Genomic DNA, 15,422 nt, shown 5'->3' with positions numbered 1-15,422 from the left:
AAAGGAGCCAACGCAGACACATGAGTGCTCGATGAGTCGTAAACAGCTGTCACGATCCGGTGGCGATCTCAGCCGTCTCGGGACGGACGATGCCGGAGCCACGATGCTCCACCTGGACATGGACTCCTTCTTCGTGTCGGTGGAGCTTCTGAGCCGCCCGGAACTTCTCGGCCGGCCCGTCATCGTCGGTGGTCGCAGCGGGCGGGGAGTCGTGGTTTCGGCGAGTTATGAGGCTCGTGAGTTCGGCGTCCACGCAGCCATGCCCATGGGGCGGGCGATGAGTCTCTGTCCCTTCGCCGAGGTGATCCCTCCTTCGCATGGCCTGTACTCCTCGTATTCCCAGAAGGTCTTCGACCTGGTGGGCGAGGTGACACCTGATTTTCACCAGGTGAGTGTCGACGAAGCGTACATCGACGTGTCAGCAGCGGTGCGCAGATTGGGATCGCCGGTGGTGATCACATCCGAGCTTCGAGCCGAGATCGAAGCACAGACGGGGCTGAACGCATCCGTGGGGATCGCCGGCAGCCGAGTCGTGGCGAAGCTCGCGTCCACCCGTGCCAAGCCGCGCGGACAGCTGCTCGTCCCGCTGTCGGCGACTCAGGAATTCCTCGATCCGATGCCGATCGAAGCGCTTCCAGGAGTGGGGGAGAAGACGAAGGAGGGGTTCTTCAAGTACGGCATACGTCTGATCGGGGACTTAGCGGCAGTCGACGAAGCGTGGGCAGGTCGGGTATTCGGTGCCCACGGCCATCATCTGTGGCGCAGCGCCCACGGACTGGACTCACATGGCATGGACAGGCAGGTGAAGGACCGGTCGATCAGCGCCGAGCACACCTTTAACGACGACGTCTGGGATCTGAGTCAGCTTGAGCACGAGCTGCTGCGGCTGTCGGACAAAGTTGCGCACAGGGTTCGGGCCGAAGGCAAGGTCGCCACCACTTTGGGGCTGAAATATCGACTCGGTGATTTCACCACATTGTCGCGATCGATCACTCTCGATGCTCCCACCGACCTCGCCCGTGAGATCTATGAGGCCCTGCGGCCGGCAATGAGGAACCTGCGGGAGCAGAAATCCAAGGGGGTGCGTCTGCTGGGTATTCGCGCGGCCGGTCTGATGGACTTCGCCGCCAGCGGCAGACAGGCGAGATTGGACGAGGCCGAGCACTCAGGCAGAGAAGCAGAGGTTGCTCTTGACGATGTGCGAAAAAAGTTCGGGACCGCTTCGATCTCGCAGGCGTCTCTGCTCAGAAGGCGCCCTGACCCCGAAAATACGGGACCTGACCACGTTTAGGCAGTGAGGTGCCTCATAGTCTGAGGACGCAGTGAGAATCCAGGGGATGCAACGGTCCTCAAGATGTTTTTTCAGGGTACAGAGACTATGATTGTGTCATCAGGCCATAGTAAGGAAACGGGGGTTCGAGATGCCACTCTCCGATCACGAACAGCAGCTGCTCGATCAGTTGGAGAAGCAGCTGCGCAGTGAAGACCCACGTTTCGCACGCAATATTTCTGAAACCCAGGCAGCAGCTAATGGGCCAGGGTTCTCCGCGAAGCGATTCGTGCTGGGTATTCTGCTCACGCTTGTAGGACTCGCCGCAGCGATCTTCGCCATCTCGATGGTGACAAACAGCACATGGTGGATCATCCTCGGTGTCGTCGGCTTCGGGCTGATGGTTGCCGGAATGTACTGGGCATTCAGCCGCCCCCGTCAGATCGGCGACAAAGCCAAGCGCGCTCAGCCGTCGAAAGGTTCCCAGTCTGAGGCCAAGGGGCCGTCCGGTTTCATGAATCGGATCGAAGATCGGTGGGAGAAGCGCCAGCGCGGCGAATGATTTTCGCGGCACTCGGTCGAACCGCTGAGGCTGGCCGCTGAGACTGATTGTCAGCCGGATGACCTGCGGCCGATCGTCGTCGTTGCCCGCGGATACTCTTTGATTAATACTTGGTGCACGATCCATCCAAGTGAAGCGTCCTCTGCAGAGGGGGCGCTTTTTCGTGCTCGATAGTGCATCGGCATCAGCAGGCATCATCACGCATTGGCTTCGGCATGCGCAGCGCCGTCACGCGTCGTCTTCGGCCTGCGTGGGCGTCTGCAGGCACAGTCTCCGGTTACGGAAACGCCTCGGGTTCTCCCGCAACTACCGTTCACTCGGCCGCGAGCATCCTCGTTATCGGAAACTACCACTGCCAGCCACGTGATGGTCATTCGCTAGAGTTTGAACATGCCAACTGTCCTCGTCACTGGCGCTGCCAGGCCAAACAGTATCGCCGCAGGAATCTCATCACGCCTCCGTCTGGATGGGTGGAACGTGTGCACCAGTGACCTCACTTCAGCCGACTATCCCTGCGACCTCTCTGATCCCGAGGCACCAGACGAGCTCATCACCCGCGTATCGGCCGAGCACGGCCCGATTGAAGGGCTTGTTCTTAGTCACGCGCATGGCGAAGAATCCGGGATACTCGACACCACCGCTGAAAGCTTCGATCATCACACTGCCGTCAACGCCCGCGCCTCACTCCTCCTGATCGCAGCGTTTGCCCGACAGTCAGCAAGCTCAGGAGGAGCAGTAGTCGCTTTCACAAGCGATCACACGACGGGCAACCTCCCCTACGGCGCCTCAAAGGGGGCACTCGACCGCATCGTCATCTCAGCAGCCCGAGAGCTTGGTCCACAGAATATTTCCGCGAACGTCATCAACCCTGGTCCCATCGACACCGGTTGGACGGACAAAGAGACAGAGACGCAGCTGGGCCCCTACCATCCACTGGGTCGGCTCGGTACGCCAGAAGACATTGCCGCTGTGACCTCTTTTCTACTGTCAGCTGAGGGACGATGGATCAGTGGCCAACTACTCCAAGCAGATGGCGGCTTCTCTGCGCGCTTCTGATCGACCTTGAAAATGTTCACGAGCAAGGGGCATAGCTTCTATTGGGTGCGTTCCGAAACTGAACCTGGCGGCCGGGCCGGTCCTATGGTCACAAGTTCGCGCCGAAGATGAACGCGGGTCCGTCGCCACGAAGATATTGACATATCACCGCCATATATCGCTGAAGCTCTTATCAGATGGCGGCGGGGAGAGCCGCGTGCGATGAGGGCTGTAACGATGGCACCTTGAGCGGACGCAGCCTCGAACGCACGCAGCCACGGAATAGGAGCTGCCCCGGACGCGGAAAGCGTCCGGGCAGCAACAGCGCTTCGCAATCAGCGCGGTGGATTGAAGATGCTTGCCGGCCAGATTATGGCACTGATCTTGTTTCCGGGAGACGCGTTGTCTGCGAGGTCGGTCCTGACTTCGTCGATGAGGGCGCTGACCTCGGTTGACGAGATGCTCTTCTCACTCGCGCCGTAGCGCTGGGTTTCAAGAGCGTCGACGAAGGCTGACAATGCAGTGTCATCGCCGGCGTTGCGTGACCCTGACGGCGGGGCCGGGCTGCGCAGCGCGGTGAATCCATCACTGGAATCGCCACGTGCGTCAGAAGACGAAGAACCAGGCTCCGCAGTGGAGTCCTCAGATTCAGCGGTCCCTCCACCGGCTCTGCTGGCCAATACGAGTTCGTTGTATCGCAACGTTCGGCTGGGGTCGAGGCTCTGACCATAGTCGGTCGACAGCGCCCGTATCTCCGTCCAGACCTTCTCAAGTTCGTCAGGGTCACGTGTGCGTCGACGCCGCAGAATGAGTCTCCACAGCGCCGGAATCGCTGCAATCAGCAGGATCGCAAGCACGATGAGACCCGCCCACAGGTACGTACCGAGATTTGCACCAGCTGGTTCCCCAGCCGCTGATGTCTCGGGGCTGGAGCTCTCGGATTTCGCCGCTTCCGATTCCTCGGAGCCCTTTGTGGGCTCCTCAGACGGTGACGAGGTCTCTTCGGAATCCTCCTCGGAGTCCCCTTCGGTGCTGCCGCTGGCGACCGTCCATTTCGGCGGGTCGCCGGCAGGACCGCCTGGAGTGGGTTCGAAGCGGACCCATCCGGCTCCCTCGAAGTACAATTCCGGCCACGCATGCGAATCCTGCATGCTGACCTCGAAGCCTTCACCGCTCTTGGTGCCTTCGCCGTAACCGACGCCGATGCGTGCCGGAATTCCCATAGTCCGAGCCATGATCGTCATGGCCGACGAGAACTGAACACAGTACCCCTTCTTATCGACGAGGAAGTCAGAGATCGCATCTCCGCTGGCTCTTTCGGGAGCATCAAGCGAGTATTCGAAGTCGCCGCTTCGGAAGTAGGCCTGGAGCAGGACAGCGGCTTCCCATTGGTTGTCTGCGTCCGCAGTGATCTTCTCGGCGGTCTCTTTCACGCTGCCCGGCAGGCTGTCCGGAACTTCGAGTTCCGTCTCGAAATCGCTGGAGTTCACCGGTGCTGCGCTCTGCAGATCGTTGACGTCGGGATTGATGGAGAGATACTCCATCGAGTAGTCCTGTCCACCCGACTTCTCGCCATTGCCGACGATTGTCAGCGATGTCTCGTCATAGATCCAGCGCCGGTCCAAGCCAGTCGGCTGCTGTGGGGCGTACGGGGTGGGAAGATACTGCTGATCGTAGTCGTCAGAGACTGTGACGTCGATGCGCTCTTCCTTGTAGTTCTTCTCGCGTGGCAGTCCCTGCGGCCAGGGCAGTCCCTCGTTCGCGATTGCAAAGGGGTCGAGGGGGAACGGGGTCGGTGCCCACGACTGGCCGTCAAAGGAGTTGATCGAGGTCAGCCTGATCGGCTGCCCTTCGGATTCCGAAGTGGTGTAGGTCAAGAGGGTCGAATCGTCACGGTCACCGAGATCGGCACGCAGGTCGAGGAACGGGTTCGTCACGGTGAGATCGCCCTTGTCGCTCGCTGCGCGATCAGGCAGAGTCGGAACCTCCGGCAGGAGCACGGGAGCTCCGATGCCGATTGCAACGGCCACAGCTCCAGCCACGGTTGCGGTCAGACCGCCGCGCCACTTCGCTGCAGGGAAGTAGGGGCTGAGCATGAGGATGAGGAATGCCGCCAAGATGGCGACGACGTGCCACCACCTCACCTGGGTGGGGGCGAAGAAGACCGGGATCATCCACAGCACCAGGAGCAGAACGCCGCTCACCTTAGGAGCTCTGAGGTCGGAGACGAGTCCGTCGATGAGGATGGTGATCAGCGTGAACGCGATCGTGAGCATCGTGGTGAAACCAGGAGTGCTGGGCGCTGGGGGAGTCGTGGCGTACAGGTCGCTGACTCCCGAGGACAGGAGATCGATCACGGTGGTGAATGAACTGCCGGTGGGCACGACACCGAGAATGAGCGTGCTCGGAGCACATAGCACGAGGACTGCGATCAGACCCACGATGCACTGCGCGATGACGGCAGCTCCGGTGGCCCGAAGGACCGGGACACTGCGGAAGATCGCGCCGACGAGAACAATCAGGAGAATCGAGATGAGCACGGCGGGAAGCCATGCGAAGTCAGAGAAGACGGCGGAGAGTCCGATAGCGGCCAAGACCATGGCCACGAACACGGCACAGGCCTCGAGCCAAGCCGGGGAATGTCTGTCTGCAGTCTCTGATGATTCGGGGTTCATCGCTTCACCCGCTTCGAATCGAATGCGGTCCATGATTCGGGCAGATCCTCGCTCAGTCCCACCATCGTCAGGTCATTGATGTCGTCGAGGCTTCGGACGGTCACTGGAACGCGCCGGGAGAATTGGGCAGCCAGCTCTTTTCCGCGAGCGTCGTCGACGGCGCAGATGACGATGTGGTTGGGGTTGTCATGGGAGGGCAGTTGCACTCGGCCGGCCTCGACGAGGGCGGTGAGCAATCGCAGTCTGTCGATATCGCGCTGTCCTTTGAACCTGATCTGATGGCCGGGTGCGACGACGAAGACCTCATAGCCGGCACGCAGGAACGCTGTGCCGGCCGCGGCCGCCGCGGCCAGGAGGAATTCGATCTCAAGGGCGTCCGGGCGGTCACCGTCACCCTTGAGATCGACGACGATGAGAGCGTAGAGCGTCTCCTCGTCGGCTTCGTGACGGACCATGAGCTCACCGGACTTCGCGGTGCTCGGCCAATGGACGTGTCGGAGATCGTCTCCGGGAACGTATTCTCGCGTGTGGAAGTCCCGAGCTGTGTGGCCGGCACGGACCTTGCCGTCATCCAAGCGGGCCGGTCTGATCGCCGAGTCGGTGGGAATCCGTGCGGGAAGGATCGGCACCGAGACAGCTACGGGGTAGCCGGCGATGACCTTCTTCTTCCTCGTCACCAGGCCGAAGGGGCCAGAGACAGTGATCAGCACAGTTTCCACTCCGCTGAGACCACGACGATTCGGGGTGAAGGACGTCAGAACCGTCTGTGAAGCTCCGTGGGCCAGAGGTGGAACTTGCCCGACCGTGGAATCGCCGAAGCCCTCGCCTGCCACGAAGCTGATTGTCGAGGACGGGATGGCCAGACGCCCGGTGTTAGTCACCAGTGCCTCGACTTCAACCTCTTTGCCCTCGTGGGCAAGCGGGTAGCGGTCTCTGGACTGAGGCAGTGCCACGGTAGGCAGTCCAGTCCGCAGCGTGATCGAAACGCGGCGGGTGCCCCAGGTGATCAGCAGCGCCGAAAGGATGACCAGTGCGAGAAGCAGAATTCCAGCAGGCAGCAGCCCGGGGAGCGCGAACCGATATGCGGTGATGATCAGTGCGACTCCAGCGAGGACGAAGATGATTCCTGAGGTGCTCAGACGCATGTGGTCACTGAACCGTCGAAATGGGCACGCGGGCCAGGAGGCGTCCGATCAGTTCGGCTGCCAGCTCCGAATCGTCACCATCGCGCGGGATGATCCGGTGAGCCAAGATGTAGGGGGCCAGAGCCTGAATATCATCCGGAGTCACGAAGGTCCGTCCCGAGAGCGCGGCGCGAGCCTTGGCCGCGCGGAGAAGATGGACACCGCCTCGGGGTGAGCAGCCGAGGAGGATGGCCTCGTCGTTGCGGCTGGCATGGAGGATGGAGACGATGTATTCGCGCAGCTCTCTGGCTGCACTGACATGTCGGACGATTCCCCGGGCCTGGTTGATCTGCTCGAGGCTGGTCACCGGAGTTGCGCTGGAAAGCGGATCGTGCTCGATCTGGTTGTCCAGAAGGTCGATCTCGTCGGCAGTTTCGGGGTAGCCCAGCGAGATTCGAGTCATGAAGCGGTCCCGCTGTGCTTCGGGAAGCGCGTACGTACCTTCCATGTCGATCGGGTTCTGAGTAGCGACGACAATGAAAGGCGATGGCATCGGGTAGGTCTCGCCGTCTATGGTGGCCTGTCCTTCGGCCATGCACTCAAGCATCGCGGACTGAGTTTTGGGGGAGGCGCGGTTGATCTCATCGGCGATGACGATATTGGCGAACACGGGGCCCTGCCGGAACTCGAAGTGCCGGGTCTCCTGATTGAACAGGTTCACGCCGACTACGTCAGTCGGCAGCAGGTCGGGGGTGAACTGGATGCGCCTGACCGAACCATCCACGACCTTGCCCATGGCTCGTGCCAACAGAGTCTTCCCGACTCCGGGCACGTCCTCGAGGAGGACGTGGCCCCCGGCAAGGAGCGCAACCAGGGACAGTCCGACTGCTTCATCCTTGCCTTCGAGGACGGCGTTCATTGCTGTGCGTGCCCGTGAGGTGAGTTGCTGCACCCATTCGATGTGCTCGGCACCGATCACGGAATTGGCCTGAGTACCTTCTTGGCTGATCGACATAATCCTATTGTCCCCTATCCCGTCTCCTGCATCCACACGGGCATCGTTGGGCCTTTCGGGCGGTCATCGCTCGACCTTTCGAATGGTCACCAGTCGGTCGTTCGGCCAGCCGAGTTCGGCATATCCGGCCGCGTCGGCGCGCAGGTCTGATTCTGGCGTCTCGGCCACGGTGCCGGCAGCTGGGGGACTGCGCAGCTGCCCTTTCCTGCCCTGCAGAACAGGCCCCTCCATATCGCTCCCCACTTCGCTCCACCAGAGACCCCCACATCGCTCCCCACATCGCTCCCCACTTCGCTCCACCAGAGACCCCCACTTTCCTCCCCACTTTCCTCCCCGGGTAGCTCCAGGCTTCGGTCTCCCGCGGAAAATCAGGGATCTGGCCCCTTGGCGGATTCCGCGTTGAGGAAGCCCTGACGGTCGAAATGCGCCGCAAAAGGCCCATTGCGCACCACTTCCGACTCGCCGTCCGTAAATTTTCCCCACTTTCCTCCACCTATCTGACCTGGGGTTTTATAGGTCGAACGGGTGTCGTAGGGGCAAACCACTAGATTGGGTGGAGGGAAGTGGAGTACTGTGGTTGCTATCGGAGCCAATTGGGTTTCGAAAGGGGTGAGACGACATGTTCTTGGGCACTCATTTGCAGAAGCTCGACGACAAAGGTCGGCTCATCCTGCCCGCAAAGTTCCGGGAGGAGCTTTCGCCCGGTCTCGTATTGACCCGTGGACAGGAGAACTGCCTCACCCTGTTCCCCACCACGGAATTCGAAGCCGAGCACGAGCGAATCCAGAACGCGCCGAAGACGAATAAGGAAGCTCGCGATTACCAGCGTGTGTTCCTGTCAGCGGCCTTTGCGGATCAACCGGACAAACAGGGGCGCATCACGGTCCCGAACATATTGCGGCAGTACGCATCACTTGATCGGGAAGTTGCGGTGATCGGCATGGGCAACCGCGTCGAGATCTGGGACTCACCGACATGGGATAACTACCTGGTCGGCGCTCAGCAGGCATTCGCTGAACGTGAGAACGAGGTGATTCCAGGAGTGATCTGATTCTGCTCGGGTTTGATCCTTGCCCGCCGTGTTCGAGTTTCGGGGAACTTCCCCGTTTCCGAAGTTCGGCAGTCCTGACACACTTCCCCGGTGCCAGGGCAGCGGCGGACAAGGTTCTGGCTCCAGCAGTTCACCCCCACGACCACCACCCACGAAGGACTCACCTATGAACGATCAGCACGTACCAGTGCTCCTGGAGCGCGTGGTCGAGCTCATCGGGGTCGGAGTCCAGGCCGCCAGAGACAACGGTCACGTACCGATCGTCGTGGACGGAACACTGGGGATGGGCGGACACTCGGAAGCGATTCTCACCGCCTTCCCCGATGTCCACCTCATCGGAGTCGATCGCGATACCCAGGCCATCGATATCGCCACGAAGCGACTTGCGCCCTTCTCCGACCGCATCGACGTCGTCCATGCCGTCGATGATGAGATCCCAGAACTCCTTGACGACCTCGGCGTCGATCACATCAGCGCCGTTCTCCTCGACCTCGGGGTATCGTCCCTGCAACTCGACGAGGACGAGCGAGGATTCTCCTACTCCCGTCCGGCGCCCTTGGACATGAGGATGGATCGAACCCAGACCCTGACCGCCGCCGAGGTGCTGGCCACCTACCCCGAAGCTGAACTCCGGCGCATCCTCCGTGAGTACGGCGAAGAGAAGATGGCCGGCCGGATCGCGAAGATCATCGTCACCGACCGTGATGATGCGCCCTGGGAGACCTCGCAGCAGCTCGCAGCGATGCTGGGTCGGGTTCTTCCCCAGACGAAGAAGAAGTCCCACCCCGCGAAGCGAACGTTCCAAGCCCTGCGCATCGAAGTCAACGACGAACTCGGTGTGCTGCGGACAGCTCTGCCGGAGGCTCTGCGGGCACTGCATATCGGGGGAGTGGCGGTCATCGAGTCGTACCAGTCCCTCGAGGACACGATCGTGAAGAAGATACTCCGTTCCGCAACCACCACCTCGGCGCCGCCGGACATGCCCGTCGTCCCCGAGGAACTCCAACCGTGGCTGTCCGAAATCGTTCGCGGTGCGGAACTGGCCGACAGTGACGAAGCAGACAGGAACCCTCGCGCCAAGAGCGTGCGATTGCGTGCAGTACAGAAGATCAGGGAGGCAAGATCGTGAGGAACGCTCAAGCGGCCATCCGCCAACCCCGCGTCACTGAACGGACGCGGCGCCTCGAAGAGTCCGCCAGCCGGCCGGTACCGCCTCGGCTCAAGCTCCTGAAGTTCGAGCTGCCGAAGGCCAGGGTCCCGTTCTCTATGCTCTGCGTGGCGATTCTCGTTGCCACCCTCGTGGCAGTGCTGCTGCTCAACATCTTCATCTCTCACACCTCGTATCAGATTGACCAGCTGAATTCCGAGAAGGAACAGCTGGCCGAGCAGAAGGATCGACTGGTCGAAGACAATTCGTACCGCGAATCTCCGCAGAACATCTCGATCGCGGCCGAGGAGCTCGGACTGGTCCGCGATTCCTCGCCCGAGTTCCTCGATGCGGAGACCGGAAAGATCATCGATGCACCACCGATCGACGTCAGCGGAGAAAAGAAGCCGACAGTTGTCCCCGGACCGCGTGCCAATACCCGCGAAGACCTCCGTCCCAATCTACGATCGGATGAGAAGCTGCCAGTAGTCGGGGGCAGTCCCAGCAAGGACATCGCGCCACCGGCTCAGGAAACTCCGAAATAAGAAGAGTCCGACAGCCAGTCGCCGACAAGCAAGGACCAAGGACAGTGCAATGGGCCCACGAGCCACTCGGGTGAAGAAAAAAGGCGGACGAGGCAAACCCAACCTTCGTCTGCGGATGGCACTGATCGCGGCTCTGTCCATCCTGGTTCTCCTCGTCACCTCAGGACGGCTGATCTCAATCCAGGGCATGGATTCGATGAAACTGGCCGAGAAGGCACTGTCCAACCGACTCGTCACCAAGACCCTGCCGGCCTCGCGGGGACAGATTCTGGCCTCCGACGGCACGGTCCTCGCCGACAGCGTCTCCCGATATCAGCTCGTCGTGGACCAGCAGAACGTGGCCCAGTACAAAGTTGACGGAAAGCTGGTCGGTGCCTGGGGAGCTGCAGAAGCCCTGGCGAAGCCCCTCGACACCGACCCCGGACTGCTGTACCCGAAGCTAGTCGGCGACAAACGCTGGAACCCCGTCGCCAAGGGACTGACCTCCGAGACCTGGCGGGCCGTGAAGAAGCTCAACATCCTCGGCCTCTCCGCCGAGGAATACGCCGTGCGCTCCTACCCGTCAGGTGCAGTGGCAGGGAACCTCGTGGGCTTCCTCAGCTCGGACGGCCAGCCTCAGGCAGGCCTGGAGATGGCCTACAACGACCAGTTGAACGGGCGCGACGGTCAACAGCAGTACGAACGCGGTGCTCGAGGCGAGATCATCCCGCTCGGGGACAACAACACGCGCAATGCCATCGATGGCAAAGGCCTGCAGACAACGATCGACCCTGCCCTGCAGTACTACGCCCAGCAGGCGATCGAGGAGCAGCGGAAAAAAAATGAGGCCGAATCAGCCTCGATCGTCATCAAGGACATCGAGACCGGCAAGATCCTCACCGCCGCAGACGCGCCCAGCGTCGATCCCAACTCACCGGGCAAAGTGGGCGGCACTGACCGTGGTTCGCGCATCTTCACCGACGTCTTCGAACCCGGCTCGACCGCAAAGATGGTCACGGCCGCGGCTCTGCTCGACCAGGGTCTGGTCACCCCTGAACAGGAGTTCACGGTTCCGGACAAGTGGAAGGCTCCCAACGGAGAGGAATTCCGGGACTCGCACCCGCACCCGGACGAGAAGCTCACCTTCGCCGGAATCCTCTCCGAATCCTCGAACACCGGCACCATTCTGGCCGGTAACAAACTCTCGGAAGAACAGCGCTACGGCTATTTGAAGAAGTTCGGGTTCGGTTCGCCGACAGGCATCGAGTTCCCTGCCGAGACCTCTGGCATCCTCCACCCCTACAAGGACTGGGACGGCCGCACCAAATACACCGTGATGTTCGGCCAGGGCGTGGCCGCGAACGCCGTGCAGACCACCGATGTCATCGCGACCATCGCCAACGGCGGAGTGCATGTCCCCTCGAAGCTCGTCGATGGAACGGTCTCCCCATCAGGGAAGACGATCCCGAATCAGGCAGGCGAACCTCAACGCGTCATCAGCAAGAAGGCCGCTGACCAGACTCTGTCCATGCTCGAAGGCGTCGTTGCCGAAGGCACCGGCAAATCGGCGCAAGTCTCCGGCTACAGGGTGGCGGGAAAGACAGGAACCGCGCAGGCCCCGGCAGCCGAAGGCGGCGGCTACGACGGCTACACAGCCTCCTTCGTCGGAGTCCTCCCCGCCGAGGACCCGCAGATCGCGATCTCTGTGACGTTGCAGCGGCCCCGAAACGGCTATTACGGTGGAAGCGCCGCCGCCCCGGTATTCTCCGATGTCGCCGGCTTCGCCATGCGGCACCTGAAGATCCCACCGTCGACCGCAGATCCCCAGCTCCCTGCTCGAGAATGGAAATAATGCGCATCTCACAGCTGCTGCCGGCAGCCCCTGGAACCATTCATGGAGATCCTGACCGTGAGGTCGAGGGAGTCTCTCACGATTCGCGCACGGCAGCGCCCGGCCAACTCTATGCCGCGCTGCCGGGCGCGAACGTCCATGGAGCGAAGTTCGCACCGGATCTCATCGATCGCGGGGTCACTGCGATCCTCACCGACGCGAGCGGCTGGGACATGATCGCCCACAGCGTCGAACCGCAGACTCTCGCCGAGGTGACCGGGCTGATCGTGGAGCACCCGCGGGCCGTTCTGGGCTATGTCTCGGCCGCCGTGTACGGCACCTCGGGGCGTCCCCAGCTGATCGGTGTGACCGGAACCAACGGAAAGACGACGACGACCTATCTGGTCGACGGCATGCTTGAGGCCCTCGGTCATCGCACCGGTGTCATCGGGACCGTGGCTACGCTGATCGCCGGTGTCACCGAGGCAAGCGTGCGCACGACTCCCGAAGCTCCCGAGCTGCATGCACTGTTTGCGAAGATGCGCGCCGCTGATGTCGACACCTGTGCCATGGAGGTGTCCTCGCATGCGCTGAGCCAACACCGCGTCGACGGTGCCCACTTCGCTGTCTCAGGTTTCACGAACCTCTCCCAGGACCACCTCGACTTCCACAATTCCATGGACGAATACTTCGGCGTCAAAGCCGAGCTGTTCACTCGCGCCTTCTCCGACACCGCCGTCATCGTCGTCGAGGACAGGTGGGGCGAGAAGATGGTCGAGGCCGCACAGGTGCCGGTGCGCACGCTGGGGCGCGACGATCGCAGCGACTGGCGGATCGAACACACTCCAGGAGAATCAGACTTCGTCCTCCACCTCGACGGACCCGATGCTGAGGGCATCGCACTGCGATCCCCGCTGCCGGGGGATTTCAACGTCACGAACACTGCACTGGCCGCAGCCATGCTGCTGGAAGCCGGAATTCCGGCCACCGACCTCAACGCAATCGGTCGAACCTTCGTCGCATCGGTCCCCGGACGGATGGAGATCATCGACGTCAGCGGACCACGCGCCGAGGGCCAGTCTCATCCGCAACTCCTCCCACGCGCGATCGTCGACTACTCCCACACCCCCGATGCGATCGAGAAGGCGCTGGAGTCACTCCACGCCGACAGCGACGAACTGGTGATCGTATTCGGCGCCGGCGGTGACCGGGACAGAGGCAAGCGATTCGGAATGGGCCAGGCAGCCGCTCGGGGAGCCGACGTGATCGTTCTCACCGATGACAATCCGCGCACCGAGGACCCGGCAGCGATCCGGGCCGCCATCAAAGATGGCATCGATGCTGAGATCTCAACCGGAGGTGCACGTGTGAAGAAAGTCATTGAAGTGGCAGAAAGAGGGGCCGCCATCGACCAGGCGATCGCTGCTGCCGGAGCCTCCACAACCGTGCTCATCGCAGGGAAGGGGCACGAAACCGGGCAGTCCGCAGGCGGGGTGGTGACCGACTTCGACGACCGGTCGAGGACACGCTCGGCGCTGTGCACGCGACTTGGCGGCGCACAAACAGGTAAAGTTCACAGTTGATATGAAGCGACTGAGTGCAGCCGAAATAGCAACCGCCGTCTCCGGCGAGTTGTACGGCGTAGACCCCGAGACCAAATTGTCCGCCGGAGTGGTTACCGATTCGAGAGAAGTCGGACCCGGCGATATCTACGTTGCCCGCCGAGGTGAGTCCTTCGACGGCATCGAATTCGCAGCAGCGGCCGTGGAGGCAGGCGCAGCGCTGATCATCGGCGAATCCGTTCCCACCCTCGACGATGCGACCCTGCCCACCGTGCTCGTCTCCGATGCCACGGAAGCACTTGGCCAGCTGGCCAAGGCCAACATCGAGGCACTGCGTGAGGTCGGTGAGATCACGGTCATCGCGATCACCGGTTCTGTCGGCAAGACCACAGTGAAGGATCTCGCTGCCGATCTGCTCGCCGGCGAGGCCGAGACGGTGTGGCCGCCAAACTCCTACAACAACGAGGTCGGCGTGCCCCTGACTGCACTGCAGGCGGGGGAGACCACGCGCTTCCTAGTCCTGGAGATGGGTGCCCGTTCCATCGGCAACCTCGCATACCTGACTAGCCTTGTCCGCCCCGACATCGCCGTCGAACTCGCGGTCGGCACCGCCCACTCGGGCGTTTTCGGGTCGATCGAGAACACGGCCCGTGCCAAGGCCGAACTCGTGGAGTCCCTCACGCCAGGTTCTGTCGCGATCCTCAACGCCGACGACTCACGAGTGGCCGGGATGCGTGAGGTGCTCTCACCTGAGGTCGAGACCTTGTGGTTCTCACAACGGGAATCGCTGCCCGAGTGGGTTGCCAGTGAGGACTCCGTCGTGCGTGGAACAGGCGTGTCGACAGACGCCTCCGGACACGCCGCCTTCTCGCTGAACCTGCCAGGAGAGGAGCCGCAGGACGTTCGTCTGGCTCTGATCGGTGAACATCACGTGGGCAATGCCCTTGCCTCGGCAGCTATCGCCCACGCCTGTGGGGTGGGCGTGAAGTCCATTGTGACCACGCTCTCAACCTCCTCGGCCGCGAGCCGCTGGCGCATGGAGCTCATCGACTCACCGTCGGGCGTGACCGTGCTCAACGATGCCTACAACGCGAACCCGGAATCGATGCGCGCCTCTCTGAAGACGCTGGCGTCGATGGGCCGCGGCGACGAAGACAGCCGACCACGTCGAACGTTCGCCGTCCTCGGCGAGATGCTAGAGCTCGGCGACGAATCCGTTTCCGCACACTCCGATATCGGCGAGCTCGTGGTGCGACTCAACATCACCCGCACCATCGTCGTCGGTGACGGAGCGAAGCCCATCTTCAACGCTGCGAACCTCGAAGGTTCATGGGGCAACGAAGCGGCTTGGGTCGCGACCGCTGCCGAAGCGAAGGACCTGCTGAGTGCGGAACTGGCACCCGGGGACATCGTCCTGTTCAAATCCTCCAGAGATGCCGGTCTGCGCTATCTCGGAGATGAAATCGCCGGTGTATCGGGGGCCCAATGATCGCCGTACTGCTCGCCGCCTGCCTGGCACTGATCCTGGCACTGGTCGGCACGCCACTGTCATCCGTGTTCTGGTCAAACGAGGCTACGGCCAGTTCGTCCGTGATGACGGTCCGACCTCACATGCCACGAAACGCG

13 protein-coding genes and 1 pseudogene are annotated in these 15,422 nt (G+C 62.0%); 10 read left to right on the top strand and 4 right to left on the bottom strand.

The window, feature by feature from the left end:
• Positions 1–31 precede the first annotated feature (31 nt).
• The 3 genes from dinB (at position 32) to HX613_RS12135 (ending at position 2,888) form a co-directional block, all read left to right on the top strand.
• The gene (gene dinB, locus HX613_RS12145; protein ID WP_235345573.1) at positions 32–1,291 is read left to right on the top strand and encodes a DNA polymerase IV; all 1,260 of its coding nucleotides are present in this window, start codon (positions 32–34) and stop codon (positions 1,289–1,291) included.
• A 130-nt stretch (positions 1,292–1,421) separates the two neighbouring features.
• The gene (locus HX613_RS12140) at positions 1,422–1,832 is read left to right on the top strand and encodes a DUF3040 domain-containing protein (protein WP_235345572.1); all 411 of its coding nucleotides are present in this window, start codon (positions 1,422–1,424) and stop codon (positions 1,830–1,832) included.
• Between the two features lie 390 nt (positions 1,833–2,222).
• Positions 2,223–2,888, top strand: coding sequence for an SDR family NAD(P)-dependent oxidoreductase (locus HX613_RS12135; RefSeq protein ID WP_235345571.1), 666 nt, complete (start codon positions 2,223–2,225; stop codon positions 2,886–2,888).
• A gap of 314 nt (positions 2,889–3,202) precedes the next feature.
• Here HX613_RS12135 and HX613_RS12130 read toward each other — a convergent pair whose 3' ends face one another.
• From HX613_RS12130 to HX613_RS12115, 4 genes are all read right to left on the bottom strand, one after another.
• On the bottom strand, positions 3,203–5,575 hold the full coding sequence (locus HX613_RS12130) for a transglutaminase family protein (RefSeq protein WP_235345570.1): 2,373 nt from the start codon (positions 5,573–5,575) through the stop codon (positions 3,203–3,205).
• Positions 5,539–6,687 carry a DUF58 domain-containing protein gene (locus tag HX613_RS12125; protein ID WP_235345569.1) on the bottom strand — a complete coding sequence of 383 codons (1,149 nt, stop codon included), beginning with the start codon at positions 6,685–6,687 and terminating at the stop codon, positions 5,539–5,541. Before HX613_RS12125 ends, HX613_RS12130 begins: the two co-directional genes overlap by 37 nt.
• Before the next feature lie 4 nt (positions 6,688–6,691).
• A complete protein-coding gene (locus HX613_RS12120; protein WP_204235976.1) occupies positions 6,692–7,681 on the bottom strand; it encodes an AAA family ATPase in 990 nt (329 codons plus the stop codon).
• Between the two features lie 63 nt (positions 7,682–7,744).
• Positions 7,745–7,912, bottom strand: coding sequence for a hypothetical protein (locus HX613_RS12115; protein WP_235345568.1), 168 nt, complete (start codon positions 7,910–7,912; stop codon positions 7,745–7,747).
• 388 nt (positions 7,913–8,300) lie between these two features.
• Here HX613_RS12115 and mraZ point away from each other — a divergent pair, with 388 nt between their 5' ends.
• From mraZ to HX613_RS12080, 7 genes and pseudogenes are all read left to right on the top strand, one after another.
• Positions 8,301–8,732, top strand: coding sequence for a division/cell wall cluster transcriptional repressor MraZ (gene mraZ / locus HX613_RS12110; protein ID WP_009883133.1), 432 nt, complete (start codon positions 8,301–8,303; stop codon positions 8,730–8,732).
• 166 nt (positions 8,733–8,898) lie between these two features.
• Positions 8,899–9,861, top strand: a complete 963-nt coding sequence (rsmH, locus tag HX613_RS12105; RefSeq protein ID WP_235345567.1) for a 16S rRNA (cytosine(1402)-N(4))-methyltransferase RsmH — start codon at positions 8,899–8,901, stop codon at positions 9,859–9,861.
• A complete protein-coding gene (locus HX613_RS12100; protein WP_143923788.1) occupies positions 9,858–10,424 on the top strand; it encodes a hypothetical protein in 567 nt (188 codons plus the stop codon). Before rsmH ends, HX613_RS12100 begins: the two co-directional genes overlap by 4 nt.
• Positions 10,425–10,473: 49 nt before the next feature.
• A complete protein-coding gene (locus HX613_RS12095) occupies positions 10,474–12,255 on the top strand; it encodes a peptidoglycan D,D-transpeptidase FtsI family protein (protein ID WP_235345566.1) in 1,782 nt (593 codons plus the stop codon).
• Positions 12,255–13,817 (top strand): UDP-N-acetylmuramoyl-L-alanyl-D-glutamate--2,6-diaminopimelate ligase, encoded by a 1,563-nt coding sequence (locus tag HX613_RS12090; protein ID WP_235345565.1) that lies wholly within the window; start codon positions 12,255–12,257, stop codon positions 13,815–13,817. The genes HX613_RS12095 and HX613_RS12090 overlap by 1 nt, the downstream gene beginning before the upstream one ends.
• A gap of 1 nt (position 13,818) precedes the next feature.
• Positions 13,819–15,285: a UDP-N-acetylmuramoyl-tripeptide--D-alanyl-D-alanine ligase gene (locus HX613_RS12085; RefSeq protein ID WP_235345564.1), complete on the top strand. Its 1,467-nt coding sequence runs from the start codon at positions 13,819–13,821 to the stop codon at positions 15,283–15,285.
• Positions 15,282–15,422: pseudogene (locus HX613_RS12080) on the top strand (phospho-N-acetylmuramoyl-pentapeptide-transferase); the annotation flags it as partial. The gene HX613_RS12085 and the pseudogene HX613_RS12080, both read left to right, overlap by 4 nt.

The sequence above is a fragment of the Brevibacterium sp. UCMA 11754 genome (assembly GCF_021532275.1).
Lineage (GTDB): Bacteria > Actinomycetota > Actinomycetes > Actinomycetales > Brevibacteriaceae > Brevibacterium.
Note: the sequence above shows the minus strand (reverse complement) of the source record. Positions and strands in the feature narration are given on the sequence as shown.